The 21,251-nt window shown below is 43.6% G+C and carries 16 protein-coding genes and 1 pseudogene; 9 read left to right on the forward strand and 8 right to left on the reverse strand.

All coding sequences use genetic code 11. The features are described 5' to 3' along the window. Positions 1-256: 256 nt before the first annotated feature. From QV280_RS06960 to QV280_RS06970, 3 genes and pseudogenes are all read right to left on the reverse strand, one after another. Entirely contained in the window at positions 257-1,372 is a 1,116-nt protein-coding gene (locus QV280_RS06960) for a lipocalin-like domain-containing protein (protein WP_023403162.1), read from the reverse strand. Between the two features lie 8 nt (positions 1,373-1,380). Continuing rightward, a complete protein-coding gene (locus QV280_RS06965) occupies positions 1,381-3,834 on the reverse strand; it encodes an ABC transporter permease (protein ID WP_152819841.1) in 2,454 nt (817 codons plus the stop codon). Further along, positions 3,815-4,487 (reverse strand): annotated as a pseudogene (locus tag QV280_RS06970) (ABC transporter ATP-binding protein). The gene QV280_RS06965 and the pseudogene QV280_RS06970 overlap by 20 nt, the downstream one beginning before the upstream one ends. 168 nt (positions 4,488-4,655) lie before the next feature. Here QV280_RS06970 and QV280_RS06975 point away from each other — a divergent pair. Further along, positions 4,656-6,083: a DUF2867 domain-containing protein gene (locus QV280_RS06975; protein ID WP_152819840.1), complete on the forward strand. Its 1,428-nt coding sequence runs from the start codon at positions 4,656-4,658 to the stop codon at positions 6,081-6,083. A gap of 57 nt (positions 6,084-6,140) precedes the next feature. Here QV280_RS06975 and QV280_RS06980 read toward each other — a convergent pair whose 3' ends face one another. The 3 genes from QV280_RS06980 to rsuA are packed head-to-tail and all read right to left on the reverse strand — an operon-like array spanning position 6,141 to position 8,733. Continuing rightward, positions 6,141-6,830, reverse strand: coding sequence for a DUF2913 family protein (locus QV280_RS06980; RefSeq protein WP_023403166.1), 690 nt, complete (start codon positions 6,828-6,830; stop codon positions 6,141-6,143). Continuing rightward, positions 6,827-8,020 (reverse strand): Bcr/CflA family multidrug efflux MFS transporter, encoded by a 1,194-nt coding sequence (locus QV280_RS06985; protein ID WP_152819964.1) that lies wholly within the window; start codon positions 8,018-8,020, stop codon positions 6,827-6,829. Before QV280_RS06985 ends, QV280_RS06980 begins: the two co-directional genes overlap by 4 nt. A gap of 5 nt (positions 8,021-8,025) precedes the next feature. Next, on the reverse strand, positions 8,026-8,733 hold the full coding sequence (gene rsuA / locus QV280_RS06990) for a 16S rRNA pseudouridine(516) synthase RsuA (RefSeq protein WP_152819839.1): 708 nt from the start codon (positions 8,731-8,733) through the stop codon (positions 8,026-8,028). Positions 8,734-8,923: 190 nt separating this feature from the next. Between rsuA and QV280_RS06995 the strand changes: the two genes are divergently transcribed. Next, positions 8,924-10,660: a DEAD/DEAH box helicase gene (locus QV280_RS06995; protein WP_152819838.1), complete on the forward strand. Its 1,737-nt coding sequence runs from the start codon at positions 8,924-8,926 to the stop codon at positions 10,658-10,660. A gap of 176 nt (positions 10,661-10,836) precedes the next feature. Continuing rightward, positions 10,837-11,115: a 50S ribosomal protein L25 gene (gene rplY, locus QV280_RS07000; protein ID WP_021712865.1), complete on the forward strand. Its 279-nt coding sequence runs from the start codon at positions 10,837-10,839 to the stop codon at positions 11,113-11,115. 165 nt (positions 11,116-11,280) lie between these two features. Here rplY and QV280_RS07005 read toward each other — a convergent pair whose 3' ends face one another. Then, positions 11,281-11,532, reverse strand: a complete 252-nt coding sequence (locus QV280_RS07005; protein ID WP_023403170.1) for a DUF1289 domain-containing protein — start codon at positions 11,530-11,532, stop codon at positions 11,281-11,283. 156 nt (positions 11,533-11,688) lie between these two features. Here QV280_RS07005 and QV280_RS07010 point away from each other — a divergent pair, with 156 nt between their 5' ends. After that, on the forward strand, positions 11,689-12,177 hold the full coding sequence (locus QV280_RS07010; RefSeq protein WP_152819837.1) for an META domain-containing protein: 489 nt from the start codon (positions 11,689-11,691) through the stop codon (positions 12,175-12,177). 139 nt (positions 12,178-12,316) lie between these two features. Here the strand turns inward: QV280_RS07010 and QV280_RS07015 are convergent, their stop codons facing one another. Then, the gene (locus QV280_RS07015) at positions 12,317-13,654 is read right to left on the reverse strand and encodes a Fic family protein (protein ID WP_152819836.1); all 1,338 of its coding nucleotides are present in this window, start codon (positions 13,652-13,654) and stop codon (positions 12,317-12,319) included. Between the two features lie 326 nt (positions 13,655-13,980). Between QV280_RS07015 and QV280_RS07020 the strand changes: the two genes are divergently transcribed. From QV280_RS07020 to cydC, 5 genes are all read left to right on the forward strand, one after another. Continuing rightward, positions 13,981-15,669, forward strand: coding sequence for an NAD-dependent malic enzyme (locus QV280_RS07020; RefSeq protein ID WP_023403173.1), 1,689 nt, complete (start codon positions 13,981-13,983; stop codon positions 15,667-15,669). Positions 15,670-15,818: 149 nt separating this feature from the next. Beyond that, a complete protein-coding gene (locus QV280_RS07025) occupies positions 15,819-16,460 on the forward strand; it encodes a SanA/YdcF family protein (RefSeq protein ID WP_119006016.1) in 642 nt (213 codons plus the stop codon). Positions 16,461-16,630: 170 nt separating this feature from the next. Beyond that, positions 16,631-17,587 (forward strand): thioredoxin-disulfide reductase, encoded by a 957-nt coding sequence (trxB, locus tag QV280_RS07030; protein ID WP_152819835.1) that lies wholly within the window; start codon positions 16,631-16,633, stop codon positions 17,585-17,587. Positions 17,588-17,696: 109 nt separating this feature from the next. Further along, on the forward strand, positions 17,697-19,475 hold the full coding sequence (gene cydD / locus QV280_RS07035) for a heme ABC transporter permease/ATP-binding protein CydD (protein WP_152819834.1): 1,779 nt from the start codon (positions 17,697-17,699) through the stop codon (positions 19,473-19,475). Then, on the forward strand, positions 19,468-21,204 hold the full coding sequence (gene cydC / locus QV280_RS07040) for a heme ABC transporter ATP-binding protein/permease CydC (RefSeq protein ID WP_152819833.1): 1,737 nt from the start codon (positions 19,468-19,470) through the stop codon (positions 21,202-21,204). Before cydD ends, cydC begins: the two co-directional genes overlap by 8 nt. Positions 21,205-21,251: the final 47 nt, after the last annotated feature.

Consider the following 21,251-nt stretch of genomic DNA (forward strand, 5'->3'; position numbering starts at 1 on the left):
CATATTGAAAGTGACGCTATGTTGAGCGGCAAGTGTGCGTTAGCAATGTTACAAAGTTAGAGGTGGATCAAGTTTAGACTGATTCATTTGATAAGCTAAACTTATTAAAAGGGGTTAATACACTCTTTTTGCATTGCGTCCTGGATAGCCTAAGAAGAGAGCTGAACCTTTACTCAATATGAACAACACGTCATAGGAGTTATATGATTCAGCTTTCACTAAAGAAAAGTTACAAATAGAAGTGAACGACGGATGATCAGTAGCCTACCAACTGCAAATAGCCTTCAGCTTTAATATTCCCATTTGTTTGTATTCTGCCAGACCACGAAGGGATAGATAGATTGGCCCATTGATCATAACGATTACTATGAGCGGTCAAATGAATGTTGTATTTCGGTACGTTAATCACCCATTGTAGCGGCAATATTTTACCGTTACTTAGCGTGGTTGTTCCCACTGAACGTATTTCAACATCTTCATTCGTTAATGCTACATGCTGTCCATCAGGGGTATATAAATTGCCAAAACTGTACGGCTGAACTTCGTCTTGATGACGTGATTTTACCAACGAAAGTACTCGTCCATCTTGCAGCCTAAAGAGCATGTGGCTGTAGCCACTTTGTCCTTTACCAAGAATATCTGTACCCCAAATCTGGCTGAAGGAGGCTTGCCCTGCAACCTTAATATTTTTATTTCCCACCGTAATGACGCCAAATGTTCGGATATAAGGTGCGGTATAGCCATATAATGCTCTAGAAGCTAAGTCATGAGTCACTTGGTAACCGTTTTGCCCTAACGGGACATAAGGACGAATTAACTCGGTAGTGAGATTCACTTTAAATTGATCAGTGAATACCGAAATTCGACCCGGTATCGGTTGTTCAGAGAAAGAACGAATAGACCAATTATCAATAGAAAGTTGATAAGGGCGTTGTCGTATCCCCACTAAACCAATGCCACCTCTAGCAAAACGTTGATCAAGGAAAATCTGGTTTGGAGTAGTCACAATCGCTTGTGAGGTGTAAATTTGCGGCGATTCCCAACTCACACCTTGTATTTCAGACATGGCAATACGGAACAAAAACCATTGCACTAAATAAGGGTTACCCTGCTCATCTTTAACGGTTGCGATAAAACGCCAGACTTCCTGTTCGTAGGTTGGGTGCACAGTAAAATCTTGCGGAAATGACACTTTCTTATTCGGTAATACTGGCTCAAAAGTCGATTGTGCGTCTTCAGCTATCTTTTCCAATTGTTCAAGGTGAGCTTGTTTTTGACCCAGATGGTAACGGGTTATCAATCCAGCGATCACCACTATTACCAATAAACCGGCTAACAAAAGAATAAGGCGTTTCTTAAAGACATTTCTCATTGGTTACTCTATAACGCGTCACGAAGCGACTTAATCGGAGTACGGCGTATCACTTGCAACACCGGAATGGCTCCCGCTAACATTAGTGCACTCACAGTAAGTGCCAATGTCCCTAAATAATCCCATGGCACGACATGCAGTTGCATGCTCCAACCAAATGTATTTTTCAAAATCAATTCGACCACATTACTGGCCAATACCATACCTAAAGGAATAGCAACACACGCTGATACTAGACCAAAGGCAAACAGTTGCGCCCCTCCAACAAAGACCAACTCCTTACCCGAGACCCCAAGACAGCGCAGCAATGCAACGTTATGTAAACGTGAAGCTTCACCGGCAAGCGTGGCAAAGAAGATGCCAAATACGGCAACAATAAGCGTTAAATTACCCAACGTGTCAGTGATGCCGAAAGTGCGATCAAAAATACGCAATGCTTGCGTATGAATAGTATGGTTATTCACCACCCTATCCGCCGGCGTACGGTAGATATCCACTAGTTTTGCTGTCAGGTTAGCGGATTGCGATTTGTCATTAAGCACCACCCCTAAACCAACACTGCCTTGCCCGGGCAATAACAGCCGCCAACTATTTTCAGATAACAACACTTGATCATAAGGGTTACCATAATCGTAATACACCCCTACCACTCGCCACTGTTGTCCCACTGGGGCGGGAAGCGAGATATAATCCCCCACCCTAATATGGCGTTTTAAAGACATAGACTCACTGATCATGACACTGCGTGAGTGGTGCAAATGGTGCCAATAATTTGGAATAGTGACTTTTTCTGATAACGAACTTTTCTCGCCATTGCTTTGACCACTGCTGACAAGGTTAATGTTACCGTCTAAGGTGGCCAGTTCTGTTTCTCTACGCTGCCATACTTCTTTCACTTCTGGTTGTTTCTCTAACCACTTAATCATTCGTGGCGCAGAGTTAGCCGTTGGATGCACGTACACATCAGCAGCCAAGCGCTGTGATAACCATTTATCAGTCGTATCTCTAAAGCTACCTACCATAGTTTCCACACCAACGTTGGCGGTAATCGCTAACATAAAGGCCATCAGAGCGACGCCACGATAGCTCATAGAAGCGGCTGCATCGGCGAAGAACCAACGCGCTTTAACCCAATGCAAACGACAAGAAAGATAAGTGAATAACTCAAAAATGATGTATGGCACCATCAAGCCAATACCAATCAGCATCAATGCCAAAATGGTAAATCCGGCGTAAATACCTTCACCAAATTGCAGAATAAATACAGCAAGGAACAGACAAATTGCCGCCAGTACTGCTTGCCAGAAGAACTCTTTTCCTGCAAAACGAATCAAAGATAGTCGCGCAGTTAAACGAATTGGTTGCGAGCGAATCAGGCGTAATAAAGGCCAAGTACAAGACAGTAACACCCCAACAAACGCCATTAACAAACTTTTCGCACTCCATGACCAGCGCCAATGAATCACTAAATCGATACTAGCGTTATAAATAGCGCCAATACTCATGGATACTGCAGGTAATAGCTTATTGGCCAGCATTAAGCCAAGTACGTTGCCCGAGATCCAACTGATGGTGACTAAAATAATCAGCTCTAATGCTAATGCTGCCATTAGTTGCCAACCTGACACCCCAATTTGGCGTAACACCCCGACTACGGTTTGTCTTTGTATAAAAGAAAGTGACATGGCTTGATAGAAAATAAATAAGCCAATCAAGAACGAAAGCATTCCCATCGCAGTAAGATTTAAGTGGAACGCTTCGGTAAGCGAAACCAATTCCGCGCGGGTGTTTTTACGTAATGTCACTCCCTTAGGAAGCATAGTGCGAATTTTATCGAGCTTATCTTGGCTCAGATTCCCACAACCAATTAATGAAAAACCAGTACCTTGGCGAAGTTTACGAGTAACCGCCATATCAACGACTAAGTTAGACCCTTTAACCAATTGCTGCTGATCAACGGCTAACGGCCCTAATACCTGTCCGTCAGAGAGCACCAGTTGTTGCCCTTCTTGCCAGCCCATGTACTTCATAAAGGTTTCATTTATCAATACAGGGTGCGGCTGTTGCATCAGCCTTAGCATTGGGTTTTCAAGAATATTACTTCTGAAGAAGACTTCTGCGGTGGCTAGGCTATCAATACCCAGCAATTGAATGTCCGCACCTTTTTTGGTTTGAGTACGATAAAGGTCGAACGGTAAACATTGACTAAAGCCTTCACGTCTAATTTGAACGTAAAAACCTTGAGGAATCGTGTTGGAGTTGTTTTTTGATTGAATGCGGTAAGGCATCGGGTTGGAAAAGAGACGCTCACCATGAGTGTACGACAGCTGTGCGTGCTGATTGATCGCCAAAACGCCGACCAATACAGAGATGCCCAGAGAGAGTCCTAGCCAAACTAAGATTATCTGCAAAGGGTGTCTTTTATAATGACCAAGTAGCGCTTTAGCTATGGGCCATAACATGCAGTTGCCCTCCTTGCAGACGCGCTGTCTTATCCATAAAAGAGGCCACTTTCTCACTGTGGGTAACCACCAGCAAGGTACAGTTAAATTCTTTGGTTAAAGAAGAAAGCAAGCGCATCACCGCTTCTGCGTTCTTTTCATCAAGGCTACCTGTTGGTTCATCGGCCAATAAAATAGAAGGTTCCATATACAGCGCACGCGCTATTGCCGCACGTTGTTGTTGACCCCCTGATAACTCTTCAGGGTATCGACCAAGCAGAGGCATAAGATCAAGGGTCGCTAAAATTTGACGCCACAGTTGACTGTTCTCGGGTAATCCCTTCAATTGACGGCAAAATCGAATGTTGTCCGCTACGTTAAGTGTGGTTAATAGGTTGTATTGTTGAAATACGTGCCCTATTTGATTGCGACGAAAACGAGTGCGATTATTTTCTTTAAAATTGTGCATGTCATATTTGTCAAACCAAATTTCGCCAGAGTCGACTCTATCTAGGCCGGCAATCAAGTTAAGCAAAGTACTTTTGCCTGCACCCGATTCTCCCATAAGAGCAATCTGTTCACCTCGGTTAATCGTAAAATTAGCACTCTGTAATACAGGATTAAATTCTCCACCTGTCAACAAATCCCTTGCTAACATTTACCAGTCTCAACATTTATGATTACCTTTTAACCATTTTAAACTTATATAATTCGCGCATTTTCTATAATTTGGATTATCTTCAGTAAAATGTGATGTTCTTTTCAACAAGACCATGAAAAAGTGAGGGTTTTCTCTGATTAGTATACTCTTATCTATAGGATAGAACCAAGTAGGAATGAGAATGAAACAGAAAAAGGTATTAGTCGTTGGTGCCTCGGGTTATGTTGGATCGCAACTTGTGCCTCTATTATTGGAGCAAGGACATCAAGTCACCGCCAGCGCGCGAAACTCTACATTATTAAAATCTCGTATCAATTCTCACCCCAATCTTACATTTACGCAACTCGACTTAGCAAATAAACCGCAAACACTGCAAGTTGTTGATAATTTCGACACGGTTTTCTTCTTAGTGCATGGTATGAATCACGGCCATGATTTTTTGGATTATGAGCTTTCTTTGGCCCATCATTTTGCAGCTGCATTGACACAAAATACCATCGGCCAAGTGATCTATTTAAGTTCTTTGCAACCACAAACAGGTTACTCCGAACACCTTAACGCTCGCAAGGAAACAGGAAATATTCTGCGCAATACGCCTGTTCCTATTGTTGAGCTATGCGCTGGGGTCATTATTGGTCCGGGCTCGGCCGCTTTCGAAATCATGCGCGACTTTGTCTACAACCTGCCCATTCTTATTACGCCCAAATGGGTCGATTCCAAAGCCAATCCTATCGCTTTGCAAAATCTTAATCATTATCTGCTGTCACTGGTGCAAGAAGCGGCCAGTGATAATCAATCCTATGAAGTGGGCGGCCCTGATACCTTAAGCTATCGACAACAATTTAAAGTATTGTGCCACGCTACCCACAATCGCTATCGCTTACTGGCGACTCCCCTGCTGACTCCGTCAATGGCATCTCGCTGGCTTGGCATGGTGACGTCTGTCCCAAGTAATGTTGGACGAGCACTGCTAGCTGGGCTCAGTCATGACTTTGTGGCCGACTCGCAAGCAATACGCGTGCGCTTTCCACAACATTTATACTCTTATCAAGAAATGATTAATCACACCTTAAGCCGCGAAGACGAATTTGCGCGTGGCAAAGTGTGGGGCTTTGATCCCGGCGCTCTGCAGCGATGGCAACCTGGATATGGGTATTATCCCAAGCAGGCTGGCGCGAGCATTAAAACCGACAAAACTGCCGAAGAGTTATGGCAGATCGTCACTCAACTAGGCAGCCCACAACAAGGGTATTTCTTTGCTAATATTCTCTGGCGAACTCGTGAGTGGTTAGATGTGTTTTTTGGCGGAGGTCGTCCAAAACGCCAAGTGCCAGAAGGCCCTACATTAAAATTGGGCGATTACATTGATTCTTGGAAAGTAATACGCATCAAAGATCAGCAGTTTCTGTCGTTACTGTTTGGCATGAAAGGCCCAGGATTAGGACGACTTGAATGCACCATCATTGATCATGGCGATTATAGAGAGTTGGATGTACGGGCTTGGTGGCATCCTAAAGGATTTTTAGGGCTGCTTTATTGGTACGCCATGTTTCCTGCGCATCTTTTTATCTTTAAAGGTATGGTGAAAGCCATTTGCCGAAAGGCGTAACCCGGTGACAACAAATATCAGCATAGCTTGTACAAACTATGCTGATATTTCAGCTGCTTAAGACTGAGCTTGAGCTTGATATTCAGCTAAGGTAAATCCAAGGGGGATTTCCGCCAGTATCGGGCCCTGATTACTTGGGTAAATCAGGTACTCTCCGTGATATTTCACTTTCGATTTATAGTCCGTTTGCTTGTGCAGCATCATGCCACACTGCAATGCCTTTTCGATGAACTGGGTGTGATTACCACGCACATAAAAACTCATCGGGCGCATGAGCTCCTCACCGCCATCAAAACATGACTCACACTGATCCGCACACAGCACAAATGAGCTTTCGCCGTCAGTAAATACCTGACTCTTTGCCGATTCAGTTAAATCATATTCGTTGGTCACGCTCCAACCAGCCTCTTCCATCACATCCATCAATTGCTCGATTTGCTTATCTAGCACAGGCTTGACGGTTTTATCTTTACCAAAGAAGATGCCATAAAATTCAGACAAGGTTTGAAAACGTTGATAGAGCGCCGTCTTACTGCCTTGACTGCGACCAAGCTTTTGCCACGCAATCAGATCTTTTGCCATTAAAGTCGCAAAACGCTTTTCTTTGATACTTTTAGTAATCCAGCGCAATAAAAAGTTAGTGTTGCTGACCGGCGTATCGGCTAATTTTCCAGATTGATGCTCTTGGTGGATGTCCAATAACGCAATATCTACAAGCTCTAACATTTGCTCTGCGTAGCTTCTCACTGTTTTACTTCTCCATATACTTTATAAATCACGATGGACGCGACGGCGCACAGTCCCATCATAGTCAACATTGGCCAACTCTTCTCGCCCGGTAACAAAGTGACGATAAAACTGATCAATCCGCCCAAACCAAAACGTAAAGTGCCTGCCATAGATGATGTTGTGCCTGCCATATTTGGGTATTTGTTTAGTAGCAATGCCATACCATTACTGCCAATTGTGGAGATGGTTCCGACATAAAACATCACACAAGGCACAATGAAAGCCAACCCAAGGTCGGCAATCCAACACACTACTAAGCCTAGCCCGGCAAGCAACTGAATGGTCAAACCAAACATGATCATCTTGTTAGAACCGTACTTTTTAACCACTTTGCCGTTTAACGTTGTAAACAGAACCAAAGTCAAAATGTTCAAACCAAATAAATAGCCAAAATCTTGCGGGGCAACGCCGTAGATATCAATATAGACAAACGAACCTGCGGTTAAAAATACAAACATGCCCGAAAACGAGAATGCGCCACACATGATAAGCCCCATGGCTTGGCGGTTTCTTAGCAGTTGTGCGTAGTTTCGTAACGAGGTGCGTAAACGAAACACTTGCCGATTTTCTTTGGCTAACGTCTCAGGGATCTTAATACTGATTGCAATTAACATAATGGCGGCGTAAATAGCCAAAATAGCAAATACCGCTCTCCAGCCCATTAATACCGAAACATGACCGCCAATTAACGGCGCCACCAAAGGTGCAACGGTCATGATTAAGGTAATAAACGACATAGTTCGAGCAAAGTCTTCAGCTTCAAACATATCTCGAACCACCGCTTGAATAACCACAGCGGCGGCCGCACCAGCAAAGCCTTGTAACAAACGCACCCAAATCAAGACTTCAATTGATTGGGTAAAGGTGCAGGCAATCGCACCGAGTAAAAATAGGCCTACACCACCGAGTAATACAGGTTTACGACCAATACTATCGGCTAACGGGCCATAAAATAGCTGGCCAATTGCAAAGCCCAGAGTGTAGATAGTAAGCGTGATTTGTACATCACCCGGCATAACGCCAAAGTCATCCGCAATAGCGGGCATGGCAGGTAAGTACATATCGATTGCCAGAGGCGTTAATGCTGATATCGCCCCTAACACCAGAAACATAGTGAAACTTAGCTGAACCGCTGACTGTTTTGTCATCATGCTTATCCTGCTGACTTATCAAAAATGGAGTTGATTTCCTGCTCTGTTAAGTCGCGATATTCACCCAGTTCTAAATTTTCATCTAACGTAATGTTACCAATACGCTCACGATGCAGGCCCACTACTTTATTGCCTAAAGCCGCAAACATGCGCTTCACTTGGTGGTACTTACCTTCATGTATAGTCAACAACACTTCATTTTCTGCTACGACTTCCATTTGCGCAGGTAGCGTTGGCTCGCGCTCATTGCGCAGTAAAATACCTTCGGCAATTTTTGATTGATAATCATCTTGAACAGGATCGGCAAGCCAAACACGGTAGGTTTTATCACATTTGTGTTTTGGCGAAGTAATGCGATGCGACCACTGTCCGTCATCGGTAATCAGCAATAGCCCTGTGGTATCCACATCTAAACGTCCAGCAAAATGCAAATCTTCATAGCGAACTTCGTCAATAAGAACAAACACTGTGTGATTAAAGCCATCTTCATGAGAGCAAACTACGCCCTCTGGTTTATTCATCATTAAATAGCGAGGGCCGCGTAACACAATGGGACGCTCTTGCCACGCCACGGTTTGGCCATCTTTAACCTTTACCGAACCTGACTTGATCATCGCATCATCAAGCGTCACAGCGCCGCTTTTTAACAGTTTAGTCGCTTCTTTGCGACTAATACCTAATCCATCACACAAGTATTTATCTATACGCATTTTTACCTAGGAGTCGTTATTTGAGTTGAGATTTCACTCAATGCAACATAATACGTTGTCGTCGATTACGCTTGTTTGCGGTAAAAGAGAAAAGTTACACTGAGGAGGGATATTCCTTTTATAGGAAGTCCGTTAGTATACCTGTTTTGCACAGCTCAAACTTCAATTTTTTAGGAAAGACCCTCTTTTTATGTACCAACTTAGGCCCTACCAAGCGGATTCAGTTAAAGCCGTTGTACACTATTTTCGCAAGCGCAGTGAACCTGCAGTGATTGTACTGCCTACAGGAGCGGGTAAAAGCTTAGTGATTGCAGAACTGGCAAGACTGGCTCGCGGTAAGGTACTGGTCATGGCTCACGTTAAAGAACTCGTTGAGCAAAACCACGCTAAATATGAAAGCTACGGGCTGACAGGGGCCATTTTTGCGGCGGGATTAGGTCGTAAAGAGACGGAGCAACAAGTTGTATTTGCCTCGGTTCAATCGGTCGCCAGAAATCTAGAGGCCTTTAATGAACCCTTCTCACTGTTGGTTATTGATGAATGTCACCGAGTACCTGAAGATAAAAACAGCAGCTATCAAAAAGTCATCAGCCATTTACAATCGCTTAATCCAAACTTAAAAATATTGGGGCTTACCGCCACGCCTTATCGCTTAGGATTAGGCTGGATTTATCAATATCACACTCGAGGACAAGTGCGCTCGGAAGAGCCGCGCTTTTTTAGAGACTGCGTGTTTGAGTTGCCTATTCGTTACTTGCTCGACCAAGAGTTTTTAACCCCCGCTAAAATTATTGATGCGCCGCTGTTTAGTTACGATTTTTCAGAAATATCCCCTACGCATATGGGTCGATATCGCGAATCGGATATGGATTTAGTCATAGAAAAATCCAAACGGGCTACCCCGCAGATACTCAATCAAATTATGACTTTAGGCAACAAACGCAAAGGCATCATGATTTTCGCGGCAACCGTAAAACACGCGCAAGAGGTGTTTTCATTATTACCGCAAGGGGACGCCGCCATAGTGATTGGTGATACCCATACCAAAGAGCGCGATCGCATCATCGACGAGTTCAAACAGCAAAAGTTTAAATATTTGGTCAATGTTTCAGTGCTCACCACAGGCTTTGATGCGCCGCACGTCGATTTAATTGCGGTATTACGCCCAACCGAATCCATCAGTTTATATCAACAAATCATAGGTCGAGGTTTACGTTTATCGGAAGGCAAAACTGAATGTTTGGTGTTGGAATATGCGGGCAACTGTTATGACCTATATCAACCCGAAGTCGGCGCTCCTAAGCCCGACCCTGATAGTGAAATCGTCACTGTGCCCTGTCCTGCTTGCGGTTTTAATAATAACTTTTGGGGTAAAACTGCGGATAATGGCTTTGTCATCGAGCACTATGGCAGAAAGTGCCAAGGGTATTTTGAAGATGAAGATGGCGAGCGAGAACACTGTGATTACCGCTTTCGAGCCAAGTATTGCCGCGAATGTGGCGCAGACAATGATATTGCGGCCCGAATCTGCCATGAGTGTGAAGCGGTATTGGTCGACCCTGATAAAAAGTTAAAAGAAGCATTAAGCTTAAAAGATGCACTGGTTTTTGAATGTACCGACCTGCAATTTGCGGTGGCAAAAGACAATAAAGGTAAGAATTATCTGAAAGTGGCTTACCTTGGGGAAAGTGGTAATAAAGTCAGCACTTTTTATTATCTTAATACCCCAGTGCAAAAGAAAAGCTTTCACGCTCGTTTTGTAAAATTGCATTTAGCAGACAAGCATCATCCGTTTGAAGGATTATCCCCTACCAAGGTCGTTAATCAGCAACATCGCTTTAAATTACCCAAATTTGTTATTGCTCGAAAAGACGGCCGCTTTTGGAAACTCAGAGATGTGATCTTTGACAATGAGTTTTCTGTGTAACTATTAGCGACGATTCTGCTAAAATACGCACGCAGACTATTGCTCATAGACCTATAGAGTGGTAGTATCCGCGCTCGTTTTAACGATTTCTCGTTATTAAACGAACGTCATCAATACTAGGTCGCTAAGTGATTGATGAAAATCCTTTTTATTTTACTAATTTGAGAGTAAATACTATGAAATTTGAAGCAGTAGTACGTACTGAACTAGGTAAGGGTGCGAGCCGCCGCCTACGTCACGCTGGCCAATTCCCAGCAATCGTTTACGGTGGTGAAGCAGCGCCAGTATCTATCGCGCTAGTTCATTCTGACGTAATCAACCAAATGGACAAACCAGAATTCTACGAAGAAATCACTCTTGTGATCGACGGCGCAGAAGTTAAGGTTAAGCCACAAGACGTTCAACGTCACGCGTTCAAGCCAAAAGTTGAGCACATGGACTTCATCCGCATCTAATTCCCTACCAAGGAATTAATCGGATAACATCCAGCCTTTTGCGTATACCAAGAACTCGGTCTTACCAACTGTAGATTCTTAAAAATTAGAAAGCCCGATTGCTACCAACAATCGGGCTTTCGCTATTTTGTTTACACGCTTAAACAAAGGAAAATAAAGTTTAAATCAGAACAACGCTCTCTGCTGACTCTGCTCAGCCTCTTCTAGCGCATTCGCCGCTGAGCTGTTTTTCTTCACTTTACGCAAATATCGTTGCCGACATAATCGAATCACATGCTTTTTCTGGGCGCAAGACAGCGTCTGCCAAGCAAAGCGCTCATCCCTGTTGCGCATACACCCCCGACAATACCCTTTATCGTCCGAGCTACACACGCCAATACAAGGGCTAGGGACATCAAAAAAGTCTAACTGCTCCATTTTGTCTCCCTCATTCTGCCTAATCGATGTATTAGTATTTATCAAAGCCAAACATTATTCAAACCATACCACTGAAACTTATCACCTATTACTGACATGCTTTCTGTTATTTGTTATACACTTAAAATAACTTATTCACCCTTTTGGAGCCAATTAATGTACAAAAAAGCAGTCGCTATTTCTTCAGCGCTACTCATCTCTGCATGTTCAACAATGGGAAGCAATGAATCAGCAACATCGGATAATTCAGACGCAAAAATGACGTCAACTGCACCAACAAACATTCAAGTCAGCGAAAGCACCCTACAACACCATCATTGGGTACTCACTAAAATAGACGGCAAGCCATTGCGAGTCGATGAGCACTTCAGTGCGCCAACGCTCGAGATAGGAGAAAAAATGGCTGCCAACGGCACCGCTGGCTGCAATAACTTTTTTGGCCAAAGTGAACTCGATGGCAATAATTTCCGCATTGAGCAAATCGGCGCCACAATGAAAATGTGCCCAGACAACATTATGCTTACTGAGATGTTATACCTAAAATCTCTTGCACAATGGAACAAACTGACCTTAACCGAGAAAGAAATAGAGCTAAAAAATCCAGAGCATACCTTAACGTTTACGCTCAAAGATTGGGTTAATTAATTACTTTAGTGAAGAATCGCACTTGGTAGAGAGCCGCATTCATTATGTCATATTGAGTGCGACTCTCTTTCACTCACATACTTAACCTCTATCTTAACAGTACACGTCCTATTAGAGTTGTTTGACGAGATTCGCACAATTATTCGTTTGTAATCTTAAGTTTATCTTTTAAATCAGACGGTGAAATGTAACCATTTTCCTTGCCTTTCTTGTACTTAACTAACAATTCCATATCGACGAGTTTATCCAAATATTTACGAGCAGATGTATGCGACACATTAAAATCAGTTTGAATTTCTTTAACCCAAAATGTTCTACCTGGATTTTGGACTGCCTTTTTCAAAATAGTAATGTGTTGTAGCTGTAAACCCTTTTTCAATGGAGAGTTATCAAGTAGCTCTAAAGCTTCTCTTGTTTCATCAAGTTTACTTGTAATATAACTGCTGAATCTTTCAAGCGCTTGAAGTATGACTGTTAATTGATAATCAACAAAATGAGTTAAGTCATTATTGTCAGTTTCAGTACAAATGTAACTTTTTACATACTTTTTCGGTGCATCTTTTAATAAAGAAGATATCGATATATATTTAAAATTCTCATAACCATGTTTAAGCATAAACCAATAAAACAAGGCTCTAGCAGTCCTTCCATTACCATCCATAAACGGATGTATGTAACCGATCATGAAATGAAGGACACAAGCCTTAACTATAGGGTGAACAAAATCAGCACCAGACCCATGTTCTGAATTTGCATAAACACAAATCTGATTGATCATATCGGCAATATAATTAGCTGATGGAGCTTCATGAATTATTTCATTTGTTGCTACATTTCTAACTAACACATCATCCTTTCTAAATTGGCCAGCAATGTGGTCATTTTCACTTACACCGTCAGTCGCAATTTCATTAAATTTCATGATCATTTCAGGTAAAAGATCGATATCTTTAAATTCATTAGCAGCTTCAATTAAACGCCAATTGTTTACCACCATCTTTTCTGATATGTCTCTGGGTTCCCGTTCTGTTTCTAGTAATTCTTTTGCTACTTTTCTAGTCGTTGCTGCACCTTCAAGCTGAGCACTACTTATAGCTTCTTCCATCAAAACGCCTTTAACTAGATGAAATTTTCTATCATGTTCAGATAATTGAAGGTGTTCCAAAGTCATTTCTTTATCAATTTTATATAGCTTTGCCTGTAAGCTCACACTACTTATGAAGAAAAAGTTTTTATTTTCATCCCATAGAGTAATTGGTGAAAGTGAACGCTGTAGTTTAAGGATATGCCAAGCTAGCTCTTTTTCTTCACCTTTAAATTCTTTTGAACGAAATTGAAAGTCATGCCAATGAAGATAATTACCTTTACTATCAAACCCATGAGATTGTGCGTTTACGCGTGAGTACAAAGCAAATGCTGAACTCATATCACTAGGTTTTGGTGGCGGTATACTGATACCTTGAATTTTCTTTATCATCTCATGAAACTTTTTAAAAATGTTTAATGAAGTTAGTATTGCATACACTTAGTAATAGTCAATGCAAACTTGAACTCCTGCTTCCCATCTTTATTAAATCACTAATACACTTTTAATAGATCACAACATCAATCTCCGCTCTCCTATACATAGCAAACCTTGCGCAGTGCCACAAAAACCTCGACTTATCTCCAACAACGCACCATTTATTAAGATCTTACTGTTACATTTGACAAAAAATGAACCTGATGGCGTTCAATTTATAAAAGGGATACTTTACAATGCCTTTTCCCTTACGTGCCCTCTGCCAATAGCTAGGTTAAATAATGAATAACGATAAAAGACCTCTGTATATTCCACACGCAGGACCTGCATTATTAAGTACGCCTTTACTCAATAAAGGCAGCGCATTTACTGCGGCTGAACGCTCTTACTTTAATCTCGATGGCTTGTTGCCTGAGAATACTGAAACCATTGCTGAACAAGTCGAACGTGCTTATCAGCAATATCAGCAGTTTGATAACGATATGGATCGCCATATTTACCTGCGCAATATTCAAGATACCAACGAAACGCTCTTTTATCGCTTAGTGCAAAACCACATTACTGAGATGATGCCAATCATTTACACGCCAACGGTTGGCGCGGCTTGTGAAAAATTCTCTAATATTTACCGTCGCGGACGGGGTCTGTTTATCTCTTACTCAAACAGAGAGCGTATTGACGATCTGCTTAACAACGCTTCAACGCACAATGTAAAAGTCATTGTTGTTACCGATGGCGAACGTATCTTAGGTCTGGGAGACCAAGGTATCGGCGGTATGGGCATTCCTATTGGTAAGCTCTCTTTATACACAGCATGTGGCGGTATCAGCCCTGCTTATACCTTACCGATAGTGTTAGATGTTGGCACCAACAACCCACAACGTCTTGCTGATCCTATGTATATGGGATGGCGTCATCCTCGTATTACTGGCGCAGAATACGACGAGTTTGTTGAAGAGTTTATCCAAGCGGTGCAACGTCGCTGGCCGGATGCGTTGATTCAGTTTGAAGACTTTGCGCAGAAAAACGCCATGCCACTGCTTAAACGCTACAAAAATCGCATCTGCTGTTTTAACGATGATATTCAAGGTACTGCAGCGGTAACTGTCGGCTCTTTGATGGCGGCATGTCACGCTGCTGGCAGTAAACTTTCAGAGCAGCGCGTCACTTTTGTTGGCGCAGGCTCTGCTGGTTGCGGCATTGCTGAGGCAATAGTGGCACAAATGAAACTTGAAGGGCTTGATGAAGACAAGGCGCGTGAGCGCGTCTATATGGTCGACCGTTGGGGCCTATTGCAAGATGGTATGCACAACCTATTAGACTTCCAAAAACCTTTGGCGCAAAAAGCTTCACACCTAAGTCAATGGCAAGCTGAAGGCCCTGATTATTCACTATTGGACGTGGTTGAAAATGCTAAGCCGACTGTGCTAATTGGCGTATCGGGAGCGCCGGGGATATTCAGTCAGCAAGTGATAGAAGCGATGCATAAGCATTGCCCTCGCCCAATTGTATTCCCATTGTCTAACCCAACCAGTCGCGTAGAAGCGGTGCCAAAAGACATTTTGGAATGGACACAAGGCCAAGCATTGGTCGCAACCGGCAGCCCATTTGCTCCTGTGATCCTTAACGGACAACGCATCGAGATAGCGCAGTGTAACAACAGCTACATCTTCCCTGGGATAGGACTTGGCGTGTTGGCGGTATCAGCATCACGCATCACCGATGAAATGTTAATGGAATCTAGCCGAGCATTATCCGAGTGTTCACCGCTGGCGATTACAGGCAGTGGCGCACTATTGCCACCGCTTGAAGAGATCCATTCCGTATCGAAGAAAATCGCCTTTATCGTCGCAAAACAAGCTATAAAACAAGGCGTAGCGTTAGAAATTACCGATCAGGCAATTAAAGAATCCATCGACAACCATTTCTGGCAACCAGTATACCGTCGCTATAAACGAACCGCGTTCTAGTGATAAAACGCACCCGAGATAGACTTACGCAATATTGGCGCCAAACCTCCCTTTGGCGCATTGTCGTGCACCTGATAAAAGTACTCGTACTCCTCGGGGGGGCGATTGGTTTGTCGATCATTTTACTGCTTAGCTCAGTGGATTTTTGGATGAGCTATCAGGCTAAAGGTCACATTTACAAACAGGTGAAATCGACGCCAGAAAAAGACATTGCCCTTATCTTAGGTACAAGCAAATACATTGGCAGAACACGCAATCCTTACTACACCTATCGCATTAATGCCGCCATCGAACTTTACAAACAAAATAAAGTGCGCGGATTTTTGTTAAGCGGTGATAACGCCCATCGTTCATACAATGAGCCTTGGACGATGAAGCGAGACTTACTTGCCGCAGGTATTCCTGAACAACAAATTTTCTTAGATTATGCTGGATTTCGAACCTTAGATTCGGTAGTACGCGCCAAGCAGATTTTTAATCTGGATGATTTTATTATCGTTACCCAGACTTTCCATTGTGACCGAGCACTGTTTATTGCCAACTATTATGATGTAGATGCGGTGTGTTTAGGGGTGCCTTCTCCTATGCCGTCGTCTTGGTTTAATGTGCGATTTAGAGAAGTGTTTGCTCGAACCAAAGCCATGCTCGACCTATACATTATCAACACACAACCTAAGTTTTTGGGCCCGCAGCAGTCTATTTTGAACATGTTACCAACTTACGACTATGGGCCAATCATGCCTAGATTTGTACCAAAGAGTAATGATTCTGACGACAATGAGTCGAGTTAACGGACAATAATGGGGACTGTCCCACCGCACATATTAGGGTATTGTTTTTCACAAAACTTGACCCATCCTTGAGTTTTTAAAATTAGAACCAATATACCTATAATCAGCATATTCTATTCGTCTCATTAATTACCTACAATCGAGTCGGAATTAAAAAGGATCAAATACTTATGAGCAATGTTAAACACTGCAAACTTCTTATCTTGGGCTCTGGTCCTGCAGGATACACAGCGGCAATTTATGCGGCTCGCGCCAATCTTAATCCGGTGATCGTGACAGGTATGCAGCAAGGCGGACAGTTAACCACCACCACAGAGGTAGAAAACTGGCCCGGTGATGCAAGTGATTTGACAGGCCCAGCATTAATGGAGCGCATGCAAGCGCACGCCGAAAAATTTGAAACTGAAATCATTTTTGACCACATCAATAAAGTGGATCTTAGCCAAAAACCGTATCGCCTAATCGGTGATAGCCAAGAATTTACTTGTGACGCCTTAATTATTGCAACCGGTGCTTCGGCAAAATACATCGGTCTTGAATCAGAAGAAGCCTTTAAAGGCCGCGGCGTATCCGCCTGTGCCACCTGTGATGGTTTCTTCTATCGCAATCAAGAAGTCGCGGTTGTTGGGGGTGGTAATACCGCGGTCGAAGAAGCGCTTTATCTATCTAATATTGCGGCTAAAGTGCATCTTGTGCATCGCCGTGATTCATTCCGCGCGGAAAAGATTTTGATTAAGCGCCTAATGGACAAAGTAGAATCAGGCAACATTGTTTTGCACACTGATCGCACCTTAGATGAAGTGCTAGGCGATGATATGGGCGTAACAGGTGTGCGCCTCAAAGATACCAAATTTGACACCACTGAAGACATCGCGGTAATGGGCGCATTTATCGCCATTGGTCATCAGCCAAATACCGGTATTTTTAAAGGGCAACTAGAGATGAATCACGACTACATTGTGATCAACTCTGGCCTTGCAGGTAACGCCACTCAAACGAGTGTTGCCGGTGTCTTTGCCGCAGGTGATGTAATGGACAGTCACTACCGTCAAGCCATTACTTCAGCCGGTACCGGTTGTATGGCTGCACTTGATGCCGAACGCTATCTTGATGAAATTGATAGTTAAGTTAAATAATACCCTCTTGTATTGAAATCTTAGCGTCCACGAGTAACAACCGTGGACGTTTTTCGATATACTCCGCAAATCAAAATTATTCTCATTTAGTACCTAATTCATGGATAAGAAAACGCAAAGCGAGTTAAGCCGATGGCTAAAACAGCAAAGTAAACTGGCAAAGCGATGGCTAACCCTTACTGTGGTGGCCGGCGTTGCTTCGGCAATAACCTTGATTGTTCAAGCGTCATTGATTGCACAAATTCTGCATAGCTTGATCATCAGCCATCAAAATAAATCAGAGCTCATTCCCTTATTTGTTGGCCTTGGTGCAACCGTTGTGGTGCGCAGTCTATTGGCATGGGTACGAGAAATTGCTGGCTATCGCAGCGGTGAGCAAATTCGCGTTTATATCCGCGGACTGATCATTGATAAAATGCGCCGTTTAGGCCCTGCACACATTAAAGGCAAAACTGCCGGTGCTTGGGGTACTATGCTGATTGAGCAAGTGGAAGAGATGCAAGATTTCTTCGCTAAATACCTACCGCAAATGGCGCTGGCAACGCTAGTCCCGTTGATGATTTTGGTGGTGGTGTTCCCGCAAAACTGGCTTGCAGGCCTGATCTTCTTACTGACTGCGCCTCTTATTCCTTTTTTCATGGCTTTGGTGGGCAAACGCGCCGCTGACGCTAACCGCAAAAACTTCAAAGCCTTACAGCGCTTATCTGGGCATTTCTATGACCGACTGCAAGCAATGACTACCATTCGCTTGTTTGATAGAGCTGCTGACGAAAAAGAGCAGTTACACGCCGCATCGGAAGTCTTTCGAGAACGCACTATGAGCGTGTTAAAAATTGCCTTTTTATCGTCAGCGGTATTGGAATTTTTCACCTCAATTTCTATCGCCTTAACCGCAGTGTACTTTGGTTTTACCTTTATCGGTGAGCTTAACTTTGGTCACTACGGCACTAGCGTTACCTTATTTACCGGTCTGTTTATCTTAATTCTGGCCCCTGAGTTTTATCAGCCACTGCGCGACTTAGGCACTTTCTATCATGCCAAACAACAAGCGATTGGCGCAGCTGAAAGCATTGTTGAGTTTTTGAATATCGAAGAGCCAGAGCAAAAGCAGAAGAACCTGCAAGCAATTGATAAAAAATCACACTGCGTTATTGAAGCGCGCGATCTAGTGGTGACGAGCGCTGAAGGCAAAGTATTGGTTGGCCCGATTAGCTTTACCTTACAAAACGGTCAAAAAACGGCATTAGTTGGCCCAAGTGGCGCAGGTAAAACCTCGCTCATGAATGCCCTACTTGGCTTTTTACCTTACCAAGGCAGCTTACAAGTTAATGGCATTGAGCTTGCCGAGGCGGATTTGGATAGCTATCGCGGCTTAGTCAGCTGGGTAGGACAAAACCCATTGCTAGTACACGGCAGCATTGCTGATAACCTAAATCTGGCGCAAAAAGCGTTTACTGAGCAAGAACTGCAACAAAAAATCAAGCAAGCGCATGCCGATGAGTTCATCGATAGATTGGGACTTGAACACCCTATATCGGATCGCTCAGGCGGATTATCTGTGGGTCAAGCACAACGTATTGCCCTTGCCCGCGCATTGTTGCAAGACGGTCAATTCTGGCTTCTTGACGAGCCAACCGCCAGTTTAGATGCGCGCAGTGAATCACTGATTAACCAAAGTCTACAAAGCGCCTTGGTCGATAAAACAGCACTGATGGTGACTCACCAATTAAATAACTTACAAGTAATGGATCACATCTTCGTTTTAGAAAGTGGCAAGCTCACCCAGCAAGGCACTTTTGCAGAGTTACAACACCAAGGCACCTTCGAGAAAATGTTAAATCAGCAGCAACAAGGATTGGGAGGCGATATCGATGCGTGAGTTACTGCCCTACCTTAAACTTTATAAAAAACATTGGTTTGGCCTATCGCTAGGTATGATCTTGGGTTTTCTAACCTTATTTGCTTCCATTGGTCTATTAACACTATCTGGCTGGTTCTTATCGGCGGCGGCAGTGGCAGGGCTGACAATCGCTCGCGAAACCTTTAACTATATGTTACCGGGCGGCGCCGTAAGAGGCTTTGCCATGGGACGCACCGCGGGTCGTTGGGGTGAACGTGTAGTCTCGCACAACGCGACCTTTAAATTGCTGACTGATTTGCGTGTGTATTTTTACCAAAAACTTACGCCATTGATCCCAGGCCGTATTGGCGTACTTCGAGACGCGGATCTGTTAAACCGTTTGATTGCAGACGTTTCAGCAATGGATCACGTTTACCTGCGCTTAGTGAGTCCAGTGATTCTGAGCATTTTGGGAATCTTCTGTTTATCAGGCTTTCTTATTTGGTTTGATCGCGATATTGGTTTAACGCTTGGCGTGATACTCATGACCTTAGTCTTGGTGTGGCCGGTATTGTTTTACAAGCTTGGTAAAGGCAATGGTCATAAACTGACGCAAAACCGCGCCGACCTACGTATTCGCGCCTTAGATTGGATTGAAGGACACAACGAACTGCTGTTATTTGGCGCAGAAAAACGTTACCGCGAGAAAATAGATCAAGCGCAAATGGCACTGATGAGTAATCAAGCCATCAATGCGCATATTACAGGTCTTGCCAATGCCCTACTATTAATGGCCAGTGGCTTTACCCTGATTTTGATCCTGTGGATGTCCGCTGATGGCGTTGGCGCTGCAGGGCCAAGCCCATTAATTGCGTTAGTGGTATTTGCCACGCTGGCAAGCGTCGAATTGCTAATGCCTATTGCCGGTGCTTTCCAATACTTAGGGCAAACTCTTGCCTCAGCTAGACGCCTTAACGAAGTGATTGGCGCGGAGCCAGAAGTACAGTTTGCCAACTACTCTGAGCCTCGCGCTCGCTTTGATCAAGACGATGCCATTCAATTTAACAACATCTCGTTTGGTTATAGCGATGAACAGCACTCTCCTTTAGCAGTGAAAGAGCTGTCTTTAAACATTGCCAAGGGCAATAAAGTGGCTATTTTAGGTAAAACTGGCAGCGGTAAATCAACATTAATTCAACTACTCACCCGCTACTGGGATGTGCAACAAGGGCAAATCAATGTTGCCGGACAGCCGTTAACTTCGCTATCAGAATCTGAATTACGCAGTCTTATCTCTGTAGTAAGTCAGCGGGTCGATATTTTGAACGGCACCTTGCGCGATAACCTATTAATCGCAAAACCTGATGCGACTGATGAAAAATTAGCAAGCACATTGTCAAACGTTGGACTTGAGTACTTAATGCAAGAGCCTGGGCTTGGACAATGGCTAGGTGATGGCGGTCGTCAACTGTCTGGCGGAGAGAAACGTCGCATTGGTATTGCGCGTGGCATATTGCATAACGCCCCTATCCTACTGTTAGACGAACCCACAGAAGGCTTAGATCGCTCAACCGAATCACAAATCATGTCATTGTTAGAGAAGCACTACCAAGACAAAACCGTGATTTTTGTTACGCACCGTTTAGTCGGCCTAAGTCAAATGGATAACATAGTGATTCTTGAGCAAGGCGAAATTGTTGAACAAGGACAATATAACGCCCTGCTAAAACAGCAAGGTCGTTTTTATCAGTTACATCAGTCTCTATAAAATAGCGACTGACACAAACTAAAGCCCCGTCTACTTATCAACAGTAA

The sequence above is a fragment of the Vibrio sp. B1Z05 genome, from assembly GCF_052955985.1.

Bases quoted from the DNA above. Each gene is read 5' to 3' on its own strand.
- trxB (WP_152819835.1), top strand. From the start codon at position 16,631: ATGAGCAATGTTAAACACTGCAAACTTCTTATCTTGGGCTCTGGTCCT.
- rplY (WP_021712865.1), top strand. From the start codon at position 10,837: ATGAAATTTGAAGCAGTAGTACGTACTGAACTAGGTAAGGGTGCGAGC.
- cydD (WP_152819834.1), top strand. From the start codon at position 17,697: ATGGATAAGAAAACGCAAAGCGAGTTAAGCCGATGGCTAAAACAGCAA.
- QV280_RS07015 (WP_152819836.1), bottom strand. From the start codon at position 13,654: ATGATAAAGAAAATTCAAGGTATCAGTATACCGCCACCAAAACCTAGT.
- rsuA (WP_152819839.1), bottom strand. From the start codon at position 8,733: ATGCGTATAGATAAATACTTGTGTGATGGATTAGGTATTAGTCGCAAA.
- QV280_RS07025 (WP_119006016.1), top strand. From the start codon at position 15,819: ATGAGCTATCAGGCTAAAGGTCACATTTACAAACAGGTGAAATCGACG.
- QV280_RS06965 (WP_152819841.1), bottom strand. From the start codon at position 3,834: ATGTTATGGCCCATAGCTAAAGCGCTACTTGGTCATTATAAAAGACAC.
- QV280_RS07020 (WP_023403173.1), top strand. From the start codon at position 13,981: ATGAATAACGATAAAAGACCTCTGTATATTCCACACGCAGGACCTGCA.
- QV280_RS07010 (WP_152819837.1), top strand. From the start codon at position 11,689: ATGTACAAAAAAGCAGTCGCTATTTCTTCAGCGCTACTCATCTCTGCA.
- QV280_RS06960 (WP_023403162.1), bottom strand. From the start codon at position 1,372: ATGAGAAATGTCTTTAAGAAACGCCTTATTCTTTTGTTAGCCGGTTTA.
- QV280_RS06975 (WP_152819840.1), top strand. From the start codon at position 4,656: ATGAAACAGAAAAAGGTATTAGTCGTTGGTGCCTCGGGTTATGTTGGA.
- QV280_RS07005 (WP_023403170.1), bottom strand. From the start codon at position 11,532: ATGGAGCAGTTAGACTTTTTTGATGTCCCTAGCCCTTGTATTGGCGTG.
- QV280_RS06985 (WP_152819964.1), bottom strand. From the start codon at position 8,020: ATGACAAAACAGTCAGCGGTTCAGCTAAGTTTCACTATGTTTCTGGTG.
- cydC (WP_152819833.1), top strand. From the start codon at position 19,468: ATGCGTGAGTTACTGCCCTACCTTAAACTTTATAAAAAACATTGGTTT.
- QV280_RS06995 (WP_152819838.1), top strand. From the start codon at position 8,924: ATGTACCAACTTAGGCCCTACCAAGCGGATTCAGTTAAAGCCGTTGTA.